Below are 13,494 nucleotides of genomic sequence, written 5' to 3' on the forward strand. Positions count from 1 at the left end.
ACGGGTACTCACGAGTGCCAAAAGGGGACGGGCGAATGGTGGGCGGGCAGCAGGAGCACGCGGAGCCGGGGGCCGCATCCGGGGATGCGGCGCCCACTGGTGCCGGCGCACATCTACGGCGGTTGCGGCACGAGCGCGGGGTGTCGCTGGCCGCGTTGTCGCGGCTGTCGTTCTACAGCAAGGGCTACCTGAGCAAGGTCGAGAACGGCGAGAAGCCGCTGACCGTCGATGTCGCGCGCGCCTGCGACCGGGCGCTGGAGACCGGCGGCGTCCTGGAGCGGTCGGCCACCGCGCCCGACGGGAACGCGGGCCCGGCGGACTCCGGCCGTCCGGGCACGGAGAGCGCCTGCCCCTACCGCGGCCTGTCCGCCTACGGCCCGGATGACGCCCCCTGGTTCTTCGGGCGGGACGAGGCCACGGCCGTTCTGGTCGCGCAGCTGACCGAGCGGCTGGACGGGGCGGGGCCGCTGCTGGTCATAGCCCCCTCGGGGGCGGGCAAGTCGTCCTTGTTGCGGGCCGGTCTGATACCGGCGCTGGCCCGCGGTGCACTGCCGGCAACCGGTTCGAGCGCCTGGCCGGTGGCCCTGTTCACGCCCGGCGACCACCCCGTCAAGGAGCTGCTGACACAGACGGCAGCGGCGACCGGGGCCGCCGAGGCCGAGCTGATAGCGGCCCTGGCCGAGGGCCCGGACCGCTTCGCCGCCGTGATGCGTGGCAGCGGCGACCCGCTCCGTGGCGAGGGCCCCGAAGCACCGGCCACGTCCCCGCTGCGGCCGGTCCTGGTGGTGGACCAGTTCGAGGAGACGTTCACGTTGTGCCAGGACGAGGCGGAGCGGCTCGCCTTCGTCGAGGTCCTGCACGCCGTGGCGACGACGCCCGAGGGCGCGGACGACGGCCCCACGGCCCTGGTCGTCCTGGGGGTGCGCGCGGACTTCTACGGCTCGTGCCTGGCCCATCCCCAACTGGCGGCCGGCCTGCGCCACGGCCACGTCCCCGTCGGGCCCATGAGTTCCGCGCAGCTCCGCGAGGCCATCACCGCGCCCGCCCGGGCCACGGGCCTGGAGCTGGAGCCGGGACTGGTGGAAATCCTGCTGCGGGACGCCGGTTTCACGCCCGCCCACATGGCCGGACCCGCTTCGGACACCGCCCCCTCCGGGCTGCTGCCCCTGTTGTCCCACGCCCTCCAGGGCACCTGGCAGCACCGACGGGACGCGCTGCTGACCGTGGCCGGGTACCAGGCGACCGGAGGCATCGCGGGGGCGGTGGGCGCCACCGCGGAGCGCGCCTATACCTCCCTGTCGCCCGAAGGGCAGGCCGTGGCCCGCCGGGTGCTGCTCCAACTCGTCCGCATCGGCGACGACAACGAGACCGGTCGGCGCGCGGACCGCGGCGGCCTGCTGGAACGCGACCCCGCGCCGCAGGCGGCCGCCGCCGTCCTGGACGTCTTCGCCCGGGCCCGGCTGCTGACGGTCGACGCCGAACACGTCGAGTTCGCCCACGAGGCCCTGCTGCGCGCCTGGCCACGGCTGCGCGCCTGGATCGGCGAGGACCGCGCCGGGCTGCGCGACCATCAGCTCCTCCTGGACGCCGCCGCGACATGGGAGCGCGAGGAACGGGACGCCAGCCACCTCTACCGGGGCACCCGGCTGGCACTCGCACGCGAGTGGGCGGCCGCCGGGGCCTCACCGCTTTCCCCGCTGGGGCAGGAGTTCCTCGACACGAGCATCGTGGCCGAGGGGAGGGAACATGCCTCGACCCGTCGTCGCACCCGCCGTCTGCACCGGCTCGTCGCGCTCCTCACGGCGCTCGCCCTGCTCGCGGTGACCGCCACCGTCATCGCCGTCCGGGAGCAGCGGAGTGCCGCGCAGCAGCGTGACATCGCCGTGTCCCGGCAAGCCGCCGTCGAAGCCGCGGCACTCCAGAGCGCCGATCCGGCGCTGGCGGCGCAGGTCGGCCTCGCCGCCTACCGTCTCGCCCCCACCACCGAAGCCCGCACCAGCGTGCTCAGCACCGCCGGCACTCCTTCCGCCACCCTCCTCGGCGGTCACACCGGCATCGTCGAATCAGTGGTGTTCAGCCCCGATGGGCACACCCTGGCGACGGGGAGCGACGACCACACCGCACGGCTGTGGGACATCACCGACCCACGCCACCCGAGGAATCCGGTCCCGCTCACCGGCCACACCGGCGCCGTCAACGCGGTTGCGTACAGCGCGAACGGGCGCACTCTGGCCACCGGAAGCGACGACCACACCGTACGGCTGTGGGACATCACCGATCCCCGCCACCCGACGGGCCTCGCCACTCTCACCGGCCACACCAAAGACGTCCGCTCGGTGGTGTTCAGCCCCGACGGACACACCCTGGCGACTTCCGGCGACGACCGCACCGTACGCCTGTGGGACGTCACCGACCCACGCCACCCCGGTGAGTCGGCCACACTCACCGGCCACACCGGCAGTGTGGGCTCGGTGGTGTTCAGCCCCGACGGGCACACCCTGGCGACTGTCGGCCGTGACCACAGCGTGAAGATATGGGGTGTCGCCGATCCCCATGCCCCGGTGGAGCTCACCACTCTCAGGCGCCACGCGAACAACGTGCGGTCCGCGGCGTTCAGCCCGGACGGACACACCTTGGCCACCGCGAGCGCCGACCACACCGCACGACTGTGGGACATCACCGACCCACGCCACCCCGGCGAGCCGACCGCACTCACCGGCCACACCGACGCCGTGCTCTCGGTGGCCTTCAGCCCCGACGGGCACACCCTGGCGACGGGGAGCGACGACCACACCGCACGGCTGTGGGACATCACCGATCCACGGCGCCCCGGCAGACTGGCCACGCTCACCGGCCATACGGACCACGTCCGTTCGGTGCTGTTCAGTCCCGATGGACTCAGCCTGGCCACCGGGAGCGACGACCGCACCGCACGGCTGTGGGACATCGCGGGGCCCGCTCTCACAGGCCACGGCAGTGCCTACCTCTCGGCGATGTTCAGTCCCGACAGGCGTACCTTGGCCACCGCCGGCGACGATCACACGGTGCGGCTGTGGGACGTCGCCGACCCGTACCACCCGGTCGGTCTCGCCACCCTGACCGGGATCGCCAACAACAATGTCCTCCTCGTGGCCTTCAGCCCCGACGGGCGCGTCCTGGCCACCACCTGTCAGGACAGCACCGTGCGGCTGTGGGACGTCAGCGATCCCCGCCATCCGGCCGGACTCGGCACCCTCACCGGAGTCAACGAGAACGTCTATGTGGCGGCCTTCAGCCCGGACGGGCGGACGGTGGCCACCGCCAGCGACGGCTTCGCCACCGTCCGGCTGTGGGACATCACCGACCCGCGCCGCCCCACCAAGCTCGCCGCACTCAGCGGCCATACCGACACGGTCTATTCGCTGGCGTTCAGCCCCGACGGGCACAGCATGGCGACCACCAGCGACGACCACACGGTGCGGCTGTGGGATGTCACCGACCCACGGCGCCCCCGCGGACTGGCCACTCTCACGGGCCATACGGACACCGCGTGGTCGGCGGTGTTCAGCCCGGACGGGCACACCCTGGCCACCGCCGGTCGCGATCACGTCGTACGGCTGTGGGATGTCACCGATCCCCGGCACCCCGGCAGGCTCGCCTCGCTCACGGGCCACACCGACACCGTCTTCTCGGCGGCCTTCAGTCCGGACGGGCGCACCCTGGCCACCGCCGGCGCGGACGGCACCGCCCGGTTGTGGGGCGTCGCCGACCCACACCGTCCCCGCAGAGTGGCCACCCTCACGGGCCACACCGACACGGTCTTCTCGGTGACCTTCAGTCCCGACGGGCACACCCTTGCCACCGCGGGCGGCGACCACACCGCCCGGCTGTGGGAAACCGACGTCACGCGTGCCGCCGCACGTATCTGCGCCTCCGGACCACCCACCATCACCCGCTCCGAGTGGGACCGGTACTTCCCCGGCCTGGCCTACCGACCGCCGTGCGGCGCCGACTTCGTCGGGGCACGCTGAAGGACGACGGTCCGGTCAGGTGTGCTCCACGACGGCGTAGGTGATGCGCTGACCGGCCTGACCGGCCGTCACTTTCAGGTCCTCCCACCCCGCGGCGCCCGGTTCCCCGCTCCAGCCGAGCTCCGCGTAGGGGCGTGGCGCGCGTTGCCCGCGTACCCGCATGAACTCCACCCGCGCCACCGCGGTCCCTGTCGCGCCGCCATGGCCGTCCGCGACGAGACGCACCAACAGGTCATGGCCGTAAGGGCTGTCGAGCGGGGTGACGAGCACGCCGCCCGGTTTGAGCTGTCGCAGCCAGGCAGGGGGGATCCGGCGTACCGAGGCGGTGGAGACGATGCGGTCGTACGGCCCGCCGTCGGCGTGGCCCTCCTCGCCGTCGCCCACGATGAAGCCGGGGGTCGTTCCGAGGGCGTGCAGGCGGTCCCTGGCCCGGGTGGCGAGGTGGGGGTCGATCTCCATCGTGGTCACCGAGGCGGCGCCGGCGCGGTGGGCCAGGAGCGCCGTGGTGTAGCCGGTGCCGGTGCCGACCTCCAGGACACTCCCGCCGGGCTCGGGCGCGAGGTGGCGCAGCAGTTCGACCACGACGCCGGGTGAGGAGATGCTGGAGGTGAACGCGCCGACGGCCGGCGCGGTGGGGGCCACCGTTCCGTCGTCGATCTGCGTGATGAGCGCGACTCCGGGCAGGTAGACCGCCTTGAGCCAGGCCCGTGGCCGCACGTTCCGGTCGATCAGGGCGTAGCGGCCGTCGTCGCCGGGGGCGGGCCACCACACGCGGTCCGGCACGAAGTGTTCCCGGGGCACGTCGAGGAACGCCTGGTGGAGCCAGGAGCAGTGCGCGAACCCGCGGGGGCCGCGGCTCATCTCCCGTGCGCAGCGCGCGCGCAGGCCCTTCGCGGTCATCACCATCGTGCGGCCGTCTTCTAGTCGTCCTCGATGTCGGTGTCGTCCGGTTCGGGCATCGGATTGCCCGGGTCGCCGGGGCTGGAGTAGGGCCCGCCGACCTGTCCGTCCCCCGACTGTCGGTCGTTTCCGGTCATCGCTGTTCTCCCGCCCTGAGGGGTGCTGGATCGGGCTGGTTCCCACCCTAGACACGAAGTCGGTTGCCCGGCAGGCGGTTTCGGGGATGCGGGGGTGCGCCTCAGCCGTCCCGCCCGTCCTGGAAAATCCGGTCCAGGTGGTGGCCGAGGACGTCGGCTGCGGACTCCGGACCGCGCTGGCCGACCAGGACGCCGGTGCCGAGCCCCGCGGACATGGCGAGCAGGCTGATCGCTTCCGTGCGCGCGTCCACGTCGGGGCCGGTGAGCCCGGCGTCCTTCGCCTTCTGGAGCAGTCCGGCCACGGTGTCCTCGGCGGCGTTGGGGTTGTCGATGAAGGGCTGCGCGGCGAGCGACTCGTCCGTGACGGCCAGTACGGCGTACGAGGTGTAGAGGAGGTGGAAGCGGCGGCTCTCCTCGTCGGTCGGGAGCGCGGCCATCAGCAGTGCCTCGATCACCGCGCGGGGGCCCGGGTCGTCCCCGATGGCCACGACCCGGGCGGTGACCCGCTCGCCGAAGCCGCGGGCCAGGTGGTGCAGCCCGTGGAGGAGCAGCTTCTCCTTGGTCTGGAAGTAGTACTGCACCAGGCGCAGCGACACCCCCGCCTCCGCTGCCACGTCGCGCATCCCCACGGCGTGCAGTCCGCGCCGTCCGGCGACCCGTACGAGTGCCTCGGCGATCTCGGCGCGTCGTACGTCGTGGTCCACGTGCTTGGGCATCGTCGCGTCTCCGCTCGTCGGTTCCTGTTGTTCCGGGCCCTGCCGGACAGTCTTCATGGTACGCCCGTATCACCATCATGGTACGGTCGTATCACCAAGGAAGGATGCTCCCGGAGGTGGCCACCGTGCCCAAGTCCACGACCCGCGCCCGAACCGATGTCGGCCGCTATGTGAACGACGCCTTGCGCGACCGCTACTTCGCGGCCTGCGACGCGGTATACGCGATGGGCGCGCCCGCGCTCGAGGAGACGGACGTGGAGACGGGCTTCGGGACCACGCACGTCTACCGCTACGGCCCCGCGGACCCCGCCGCCGCGTCCCGCACCCCGGTCGTCCTGGTGCACGGGGCGGGCTCCTGTTCCGCCATGTGGTACCCGAACACCGCCGCGCTCGGCGCCGACCGCCCGGTCTACGCGCTCGACACCCCGGGCGACCCGGGCCGCAGCGTCCAGCGCGAGCCGATCCACCGGCCCGAACGCGCCGCGCAGTGGCTGGACGAGGCGCTCGCCGGTCTCGGCCTCGACCGCGTCCACCTCGTCGGCTCCTCCTACGGCGGGTGGCTCGCCCTGAACCAGGCGCATCTGAGGCCCGGCCGCCTCGCCTCGGTGACGCTGCTCGACCCCGGCGGCCTGGAGAAGGTGGGGCTGCGCTTCTTCGTCTGGATCTTCGCCAGCCTTTTCGCGACCTTCGCCCCCAAGGCGCTGCGCCCGCGCCTGGCGGCCTGGCTGGAGCAGCCGGTCCTCGTCGTGCCCGAGCTGCGCGCGATGATCAGGGCCGGCGTGCGCGCCTACCGCATCCGCCGCCCCGCTCCCCTCCCCCTCACCGAGGACGAGCTGCGCACCATCCGCACCCCCGTCCATCTGGTGCTCGGCAAGCGGAGCCTTCTCGTGCACCCGCGGCGGCAGGCGGAGCGCGTCCCGCGCCTGATACCGGGCGCCTGCGCCGAGATCGTCGCGGACACCGGCCACGGCCCGCAGATCGACCATGCGGAGCAGGTCAACACGCGCATACTGAGCTTCATGGGATCCGTCGACCGGCCGGCGGCGAAGCCGTTCACGGGTCCGGGTGCCCGCACCCCTGGAGCGCCGAGGAGCAGATGAGCAGCAATCCCACCGACGCGCCGACCGGCGCTCGCAACGGGCCGGCCGTCTCCCGGCGGGAGTTCGACGCGCTCTTCGAGACGGTCCGCACGTGGGGCCGCTGGGCGCCCGCCGGCCGTGGGGCCTGGAACCGGGTGACCGCGGACCACGTCCGGCGGGCCGCCTCCCTGGTCCGGTCCGGGACCGTCGTCCCGCTGGGGCGGCCGTGGGACACCGCGCCCGCCCCGGACAACAGCAAGCCCGCCCTGCACTACATGTCCGACCTCGGCGACGTCGAGGCCCCCGAGCCGTCCACCCACAAGGACTTCATCGGCGCCGACTACCACGGCAAGGGCGTCAGCCATCTGGACGCGCTCTCCCACATCGCCTACCGCGGGCGCCTCTACGGCGGCGGTGCGGCGCGGGAGCTCGTCGGCGCGGGAGGTGCCCGCTTCGGTGACGTCTCGGCGCTCGGCCCCCTGGTGACCAAGGGGGTGCTCCTCGACCTGCCCGCCGTGCTGGGGAAGCCCTGGCTGGAGCCCGGGCAGGCCGTGCACGCCGCGGACGTCCTCGCCGCGGAGGCGGCGCTCGACGTGGAGATCGGCGAGGGCGACGCGGTGCTGCTGCGGGTCGGCCGGTTCCGCCGCCGCCGGGAGCTGGGCGCCTGGGACGCCGACGCGGCGAGCGCGGGCCTCCACGTGGACGCCGTGCCGCTGCTGGCCGAGCGCGGCATCGCCCTGCTCGGCGGCGACGGCGACAGCGACGTACGGCCCTCGCCGGTCGAGGGCCTGCATTCCCCGGTCCACGCGCTCGCCGTCGCCGCGATGGGTGTGCCGCTGCTGGACAACCTCGACCTCGAAGCGCTCTCCGCCGCCGGAGCCGGGACCGGCCGTTACGAGTTCCTGCTCGTCGTGGCCCCCCTCGACATCCCGGGCGGTACGGGCTCGCCCGTCAATCCGGTCGCGGTGCTGTGACGGCGGAAACGCCCGGCACCGGAGACGGACGGTATCGGTAGGTCACCTGTCGGCGATCGATACCGTTATGTCGGCAAAGTTCTAAAATGGAGCGACAGTGCGGCCGCTCCGACGTACGGGTGGTCATGGGCGCACGCACCGACGAGGGAAGTGGTCCGGATGGGGCACGTGGCAGAAGGCATCGGCCCCGTGCTCGCCCGTGAGCAGTTCCTCGGCGGTGGGTCGGTCGAGGCGGCCGTGCGAAGCCCGATCCTGAGTTCGTGGCAGCGTTGCCAGTCACTGGGGCTCTCACCCGACGGGTGCGAGCTTCCCTACACCCAGGACCTCGATCTGGACGGCCGCCTCCTCCGCGCGGCCGGGCCCGTACTGGACCGGCTGGAGTCCATGTTCGCGGGCCGGAACATGAACGTGTCCCTCGCCGATGAGCGCGGGGCGGTGCTGCAACGCCGTTTCGGCGAACCCTCGATGGTCAGGCACCTGGCCCCGATCCAGAGCGTGCCGGGCTTCGTGTTCGCCGAGAAGTTCGGCGGGACCAACGGCATCGGCCTGGCACTCGCCGAGCGGCGCCTCATCAACATCTACGGCGCCGAGCACTTCGCCGAACGCTCCCAGTCCAACGCGTGTGCGGCGATTCCCGTCCGGGACCTGCTCAACGGGCGCATCGAGGGAGTCCTCTGCCTCGGCTACCCCTACACCGACGCGGACGCGTCGCTGGACATCGTGATCCGCAGGGCGGCCGAGGCCATCGAACGGCGGCTGCTGGAACAGAGTTCGGCGAGGGAGCGCGCCCTGCTGCGGGCGTACCTCGACGCGCGGCGCCGCATGCCGGCCGACGACGGGCACCCGGGCGAGCTCGCCGCGAGCGGGCTGGACTGGCACGACCAGATGATCCTCAAGGAGAAGGCCACCGAGCTGATCTCCTCGGCCCAGCGGGCCGCCGTCGAGGTGCCCCTGCCCGGCGACCGCCGGGTCACCCTGCTGAGCCGCCCGGTGACAAGCCCCTCCGGGGTGGAGGGCATCGCCATCGAGGCGGTCCTCGCCTCGGACCACCAGCGCCTCGCCGTCCCCACCGAACCCCGCGCGTCCGAGGCCCGCGCGCCGCACGACCTTCTGGAGCACCGGCTCCTCGCCCACGTCGTCCCGCCGCCCGGCACCGCACCCGGCCGGACCGGCGTGACGGCTCACCGGCCCGGCGTCACCGAACGTCCCGTCGGCGGCGCCACCAGCGGGCTGGTGCTGGTGGGCGAGCCGGGGGTGGGGAAGTACGCCGTGGCGGCCCGGCGCCGCCTGGAGCTGCTGTCCGAGGCCAGCACCCGCATCGGCACCACCCTGGATGTGAGCCGCACCGCCCGGGAACTCGCCGAGATGGCCGTACCGGGCCTGGCGGACTTCGTCACCATCGACCTGCCCGAGGCGGTGCTGCGCGGCGACGAGCCGACCGACCCCTGCAAGGACCTGCATCGCACGGTGGTCCACGGCATTCGCGACGACTACCCCTTCTATCCCGTGGGCGAGCGGATCGACCTCCGGCCGATCACGCCCCAGCTCCGCTGTCTGACCAGCGGGCACACCGTACTGGAGCCCGACCTGCGGACCGCCTCCGGCTGGATCGCCCAGGACCCCGCGGCCGCCCAGCGCCTGCTCGCCCTCGACGTCCACTCCCTCATCGCCGTCCCGCTCCTCGCCCGCGGCATCGCCCTGGGCATAGCGAGCTTCTACCGCTCGCGGGACCCCGCCCCCTTCGGCGACGACGACCGTTCACTGGCCCAGGAACTCACCACACGCGCCGCCATCTGCATCGACAACGCCCGCCGCTACACCCGCGAACACGCCATGGTCCTCGCCTTGCAGCGCAGTCTGCTGCCCCAGGGCTTCCCCGAGCAGAACGCCGTCGAGGTCGCGCACCGCTATATGCCGGCCGAGTCCGGAGTCGGCGGGGACTGGTTCGACGTCATCCCCCTCTCCAGCACCCGCGTCGCCCTCGTCGTCGGGGACGTCGTCGGCCACGGGCTGCACGCCGCCGCCACCATGGGCCGGCTGCGCACCGCCGCGCGCAACTTCGCCGAGCTGGACCTGCCCCCGGACGAGGTCCTCACCCACCTCGACAACCTCGTGGGGCGCCTGGACCGGGAGGAGGGCGGCGAGGACCCCTCCGCGTGCAGCACCGGCATCATCGGCGCCACCTGTCTGTACGCCATCTACGACCCCACGTCGCAGCAATGCACCATGGCCCGGGCCGGCCACCCGCCGCCCGCGCTGGTCCGCCCCGACGGCACCGTCACCTTCCCCGACCTGCCCGCCGGGCCGCCGCTGGGACTGGGCGGCCTCCCCTTCGAAACCGCCGAGTTCGACCTTCCCGAAGGCAGCCAGCTGGTCCTCTACACCGACGGGCTCATCGAGGACCGCCACCGCGACTTCGACGCGGCCCTGGAGCAGCTGCGCCGGGCCCTGGCCCACCCGAACCGCCCGCCCGAGGACACCTGCCAGGCCGTTCTCCGGACCGTGGTCCCCGACCACCCCGCCGATGACATCGCCCTGCTCGTCGCCCGCACCCACACCCTGGACGCCCACCGGATCGCCACCTGGGACCTGCCCGCCGACCCGGCGCTCGTCTCCTCCCTCCGCGCCGCCGTCACCCACCGGCTGACCGAATGGGGGCTGGAAGAGATCGGCTTCGCGACCGAACTGCTGCTCAGCGAGCTGGTCACCAACGCCATCCGGTACGGCACCGGCCCCATTCAGGTGCGCCTGCTCTACGACCGCACGCTGACCTGCGAGGTCTCCGACACCAGCAGCACCGCCCCGCACCTGCGCCACGCCGCCACCACCGACGAGGGCGGCCGCGGCCTCTTCCTCGTCGCACAGCTCTCCCAGTCCTGGGGCACCCGCTACACCGCCGACGGCAAGGTCATCTGGGCCGAGTGCGCTCTGGAGGTGCCGGGAGGGAAGCCCGGCGCCGTCGGGGCGGCCTTCGACTTCGACGACATTCCCGCAATCTGACGGACCGTCCGGCATCACGGCCGACCGGACCGTAGCATGACGAAAATGCACCAGCTTGTCCTGACCGGTCCCGGAGAAGTCTGTGCGCGACACTCCTGAAATCAGTCCTCTCCCGGGCCGTGACCCGAGACCTCTCGTCCGCGTGCGCGGCCTCGGCAAGCGGTTCGGCGGCACGGTCGCACTCGACGCGGTCGACCTCGACATCGACCCCGGCAGCGTCCTGGCCCTGCTCGGCCCCAACGGCGCCGGGAAGTCCACTCTCATCAAGGTGCTCGCGGGCGTCCACCGCGCCGACGAGGGCGAAGTGACCGTCGCCGGACATCCGCTCGGCACCGAGGCGGCCTCCCACGCCCTGTCCTTCATCCACCAGGACCTGGGGCTGGTCGGGTGGATGACGGTCGCCGAGAACATCGCCCTGGGCGCCGGATACCCGCGCCGCGCCGGTCTCGTGTCCTGGCGGCGGACCCGCCGGCAGTGCGCCGAGGCCCTGGGCATCGTCGCCGCGCACCTCGACCCGGACGCCGTCGTCGCCGACCTCACCCGAGCCGAACGCTCCCTGGTGGCCATCGCCCGCGCGCTGTGCACGCGAGCCGGAGTCATCGTCCTGGACGAGCCGACCGCCAGCCTCCCGGCGGCGGACTGCGCCCGGCTCTTCGACGTACTGCACACCCTGCGCGACCACGGGCGCGCCATCGTCTTCGTCACCCACCGGCTCGACGAGGTGTACAAGGTCGCCGACACCTTCGCCGTCCTGCGCGACGGCCGCATCGTCAGCCACGGCCCACTCGCCGGCTACGGGCCCGCCCGGCTGGTGCGCGACATCGTGGGCCACGACCCGGGTGGCCACCACCGCCCGGCCGCCCCCGCCGCGGGGCCCGCCGTCCTCGCCCTCGACGGCGTACGGACCGAGAACACCGGACCGGTCGGCCTGCGCCTGCGCGCCGGAGAGATCCTCGGCATGGTGGGCCTCACCGGCGCAGGACACATGGAGCTCGGCCGCGCCCTCGCCGGCTCCCGGCCGATCCTCGGCGGCCGGGCCCTGCTGGAGGGCCGGCCGTACCGGCCGGGCACGGTCATGGCCGCCGTCGACGCCGGAGTCGGCTTCGTGACCAGCAACCGCCAGGAGGAGGGCTGTGCCCCCGAACTGACCGTACGGGAGAACTTCCTGGCCAACCCCCGGGCGGGCGGGCTGCCGGGCACACACTGGATGAGCCCGGGGCGCGAGCGCGCCGAGGCCACTGCCCTGATCGAGCGGTTCTCGGTGCACCCGCGGGACAGCGAGGTGCCCATCGCCACCCTGTCCGGAGGAAACCAGCAGAAGGTCATGATCGGCCGTTGGCTCGGGCCGAGCCGGACCCTGCTCATCCTGGAGGAACCGACCTCCGGAGTCGACGTCGGCGCCAAGGCCGCGATCTACCGCCTGCTCAGGGACGCACTCGCCGCGGGTCTCGCCGTCCTGCTCATCTCCACCGACTTCGAGGAGGTCGCCGACGTGTGCCACCGGGCGCTGGTATTCGTCCGCGGGACCGTGACGGAGGAGCTGAGCGGCGAAGCCCTCACCGTCACCGAACTCACCCGTGCCGCCTCGGCCATGCCTCCCCTGACCGGGGCGCCGGGACGATGACCCCCTCACCCCCACCGGCCCCTTCGCTCCGCTCCCTGCTGGACCACCGGTTCGGTCACCTCATCGGCGCCTACGGCCTCCTGGCCCTGACCGCCCTGCTGTTCCTCGCCTTCTCCATCGCACTGCCGGACACGTTTCCCACCCTGGACAACATCTCCGCCGTCCTGTCCAACCAGTCGATTCCCGCCCTCCTCGCGCTCGGCGCGACGATCCCCATCGCCACCGGCAAGTTCGACCTGTCGATCGGCTACGGCCTCGGCCTCGCGCACGTCACGACGATGCGGCTCGTCGTCACCGAAGGGTGGCCCTGGCCCCTCGCCTGCCTCGTGGTGGTCCTCGGCGGGGCGCTCGTCGGCGCCGTCAACGGCGCCGTCGTCGAATTCGCGAGGATCGACTCCTTCATCGCCACCCTGGGCACCGGCAGCATCATGTACGCCTTCACCGGCTGGATCACCGACGGGGCCCGGATCGTCCCCGGCCCGCACGGCCTGCCCGTCGCTTTCACCGACCTCTACGACTCCAGGTTCCTCGGCCTGCCCGTATCCGCCTTCTACGTCCTCGCCCTCACGGCGGTGCTGTGGCTGCTCCTGGAACGGCTGCCGCTGGGCCGGTACCTGTACGTCATCGGGTCCAACTCCCGCGCCGCCGAGCTGGTGGGCATCCCCTCCCGCAGGTACGTCATCCACGCCTTCGTCGGATCGGGCCTCGTCGTCGGCGCCGCCGGTGTCCTGCTCGCCGCGCAGCAGCAGATCGGCAACCCCAGCGTCGGCATGGACCACCTGCTGCCCGCCTTCGTCGGCGCGCTGCTCGGCTCCACCACGATCAGACCCGGCCGCGCGAACGCCCTGGGCACCCTCGTCGCCGTCACCCTCCTCGCCATCGGCCTCGCCGGCATCGGCCAGCTCGGCGCCCGGTTCTGGGTCACCCCGCTCTTCAACGGCACCACCCTGCTCATCGCCGTCGGCCTGGCCGGCTACGCCGCTCGCCGACAGCTGCGCCGACGACGGACGGATTCCTCCCGCACCCGCCACCCCGCGCCCCGCTGACACCCTCT

Annotated in this window: 8 protein-coding genes; 6 read left to right on the plus strand and 2 right to left on the minus strand. The window is 73.0% G+C overall.

Annotation, left to right across the window (positions count from 1 at the left end):
* The first annotated feature begins 35 nt into the window (after window positions 1-35).
* Complete coding sequence (locus DXZ73_RS05740) at window positions 36-4,010, plus strand: helix-turn-helix domain-containing protein (RefSeq protein ID WP_116209929.1); 3,975 nt, start codon at window positions 36-38, stop codon at window positions 4,008-4,010.
* Window positions 4,011-4,025: 15 nt separating this feature from the next.
* On the opposite strand, the gene DXZ73_RS05745 is transcribed toward DXZ73_RS05740, so the two are convergent.
* Window positions 4,026-4,916 carry a methyltransferase domain-containing protein gene (locus tag DXZ73_RS05745; protein ID WP_116209930.1) on the minus strand — a complete coding sequence of 297 codons (891 nt, stop codon included), beginning with the start codon at window positions 4,914-4,916 and terminating at the stop codon, window positions 4,026-4,028.
* Window positions 4,917-5,148: 232 nt separating this feature from the next.
* Entirely contained in the window at window positions 5,149-5,763 is a 615-nt protein-coding gene (locus tag DXZ73_RS05750; RefSeq protein ID WP_116209931.1) for a TetR/AcrR family transcriptional regulator, read from the minus strand.
* 125 nt (window positions 5,764-5,888) lie between these two features.
* On the opposite strand from DXZ73_RS05750, the gene DXZ73_RS05755 reads away from it, so the two are divergent.
* The 5 genes from DXZ73_RS05755 (at window position 5,889) to DXZ73_RS05775 (ending at window position 13,486) form a co-directional block, all read left to right on the plus strand.
* The gene (locus DXZ73_RS05755; protein WP_116215437.1) at window positions 5,889-6,863 is read left to right on the plus strand and encodes an alpha/beta fold hydrolase; all 975 of its coding nucleotides are present in this window, start codon (window positions 5,889-5,891) and stop codon (window positions 6,861-6,863) included.
* Entirely contained in the window at window positions 6,860-7,816 is a 957-nt protein-coding gene (locus DXZ73_RS05760) for a cyclase family protein (protein WP_116209932.1), read from the plus strand. Before DXZ73_RS05755 ends, DXZ73_RS05760 begins: the two co-directional genes overlap by 4 nt.
* 159 nt (window positions 7,817-7,975) lie before the next feature.
* Complete coding sequence (locus DXZ73_RS05765) at window positions 7,976-10,816, plus strand: SpoIIE family protein phosphatase (protein ID WP_116209933.1); 2,841 nt, start codon at window positions 7,976-7,978, stop codon at window positions 10,814-10,816.
* Window positions 10,817-10,898: 82 nt separating this feature from the next.
* Complete coding sequence (locus DXZ73_RS05770) at window positions 10,899-12,440, plus strand: sugar ABC transporter ATP-binding protein (protein ID WP_116209934.1); 1,542 nt, start codon at window positions 10,899-10,901, stop codon at window positions 12,438-12,440.
* Window positions 12,437-13,486, plus strand: a complete 1,050-nt coding sequence (locus DXZ73_RS05775) for an ABC transporter permease (protein WP_116209935.1) — start codon at window positions 12,437-12,439, stop codon at window positions 13,484-13,486. Before DXZ73_RS05770 ends, DXZ73_RS05775 begins: the two co-directional genes overlap by 4 nt.
* The last annotated feature ends 8 nt before the right edge of the window (window positions 13,487-13,494 follow it).

The sequence above is a fragment of the Streptoverticillium olivoreticuli subsp. olivoreticuli genome (assembly GCF_003391135.1).
Taxonomy (GTDB): domain Bacteria; phylum Actinomycetota; class Actinomycetes; order Streptomycetales; family Streptomycetaceae; genus Streptomyces; species Streptomyces blastmyceticus.

Coding starts and splice junctions, on each gene's coding strand:
- DXZ73_RS05775 (WP_116209935.1), top strand. CDS start 12,437: ATGACCCCCTCACCCCCACCGGCCCCTTCGCTCCGCTCCCTGCTGGAC.
- DXZ73_RS05745 (WP_116209930.1), bottom strand. CDS start 4,916: ATGGTGATGACCGCGAAGGGCCTGCGCGCGCGCTGCGCACGGGAGATG.
- DXZ73_RS05765 (WP_116209933.1), top strand. CDS start 7,976: ATGGGGCACGTGGCAGAAGGCATCGGCCCCGTGCTCGCCCGTGAGCAG.
- DXZ73_RS05740 (WP_116209929.1), top strand. CDS start 36: ATGGTGGGCGGGCAGCAGGAGCACGCGGAGCCGGGGGCCGCATCCGGG.
- DXZ73_RS05760 (WP_116209932.1), top strand. CDS start 6,860: ATGAGCAGCAATCCCACCGACGCGCCGACCGGCGCTCGCAACGGGCCG.
- DXZ73_RS05750 (WP_116209931.1), bottom strand. CDS start 5,763: ATGCCCAAGCACGTGGACCACGACGTACGACGCGCCGAGATCGCCGAG.